This is a genomic window from Parasphingorhabdus sp. (assembly GCF_036964675.1).
Classification (GTDB): domain Bacteria; phylum Pseudomonadota; class Alphaproteobacteria; order Sphingomonadales; family Sphingomonadaceae; genus Parasphingorhabdus.
The window spans coordinates 1-1,052 of record NZ_JBALTF010000143.1 but is presented as its reverse complement, the minus strand read 5'-3'; the positions used below and the strand labels follow the sequence as shown (position 1 = coordinate 1,052).

At 54.7% G+C, this 1,052-nt stretch carries 1 protein-coding gene; it reads left to right on the top strand.

All coding sequences use genetic code 11. The features are described 5' to 3' along the window. The first annotated feature begins 351 nt into the window (after positions 1-351). Positions 352-657 (top strand): GIY-YIG nuclease family protein, encoded by a 306-nt coding sequence (locus V7665_RS13610; RefSeq protein WP_335665074.1) that lies wholly within the window; start codon positions 352-354, stop codon positions 655-657. Positions 658-1,052: the final 395 nt, after the last annotated feature.

The window sequence follows — 1,052 nt, the reverse complement described above, 5'->3', positions numbered from 1 at the left end:
ATAAACTGACATATCGCTCGGGTTTGTTATGGTTGGCAGAACCAAAAGGCCCAGATTCTCTAGATCTTGGCTTCGATCAGGAATTGCTAGAGGCGGCAGAAGACGCTGGTATGACCGTTGAGGAATTTGTTCGCCAGCAAGTTATCAAAAGCTAAGCCAGCAGCCATCATGACCCAATCACCGCCTGCGAGACCGGAGAAGTGGACCCTGAAACAAGTTCAGGGTGACGAATTTAGCTTGGTGATTGCCTCAGTCCTTCGACAGGCTCAGGACGAACGGGGTTTTTGAGCGCTCGTTTCTTAACACTTCAGGCCAATCACTCCCTCCCGTTCGTCCTGAGCTTGTCGAAGGATGAGTGCGCGCCATCTTACGTCCATGGCGTTCTGGACCTATATGCTGAAATGCGCCGACGGGCATTATTATGTCGGGCATAGCGACGATCTGGAAGCGCGCGTTGCCGCCCATCAGTCGGGGGCAATTGGCGGTTATACCCGCTGCCGCCGCCCGGTGGTGCTGGTGTGGAGCGAATATTTCTCCAAACGTGAAGAAGCCATTGCGGCGGAACGACAGATCAAGGGCTGGTCACGAGCAAAAAAGCAGGCACTGATTGTTGGTGACTGGGGATTGATTTCTCGCTTGGCGCGATCACGGTCTTGACGCTAGACTGTGCGAATTCGTACTTCGACAAGCTCAGCACGAACGGAGATTGGTTTGTTTCACTTCGAACGGAGCTTTGAGGGCTCTTCTCTGTTGCGGCCCTTCCCCATCTCCCGTTCGTCCTGAGCCTGTCGAAGGGCTTAGCGCGAGCTATCGAAAAGGCAAGCGGCCTCACCTTTGTCCGCCGAAATGCATTCCGATGGCATCTTTCCTACGCGAAATTGGTCGCCAAACCAGTCACCACTCCAACTTGACCAACCTGCTTGGCCAAGCTATATTGGCCAAGCAATGACCATCCATGTCAATATCGGCGAGGCCAAGACCCGGCTTTCGGAGCTTGTCGCAGCGGCGCTGCGCGGGGAAGAGGTGATCCTGCAAAAAGCGGGCGTGCCGAA

Excerpts from the sequence above, each read along its gene's own strand:
- V7665_RS13610 (WP_335665074.1), top strand. The coding sequence starts at position 352 with ATGAGTGCGCGCCATCTTACGTCCATGGCGTTCTGGACCTATATGCTG.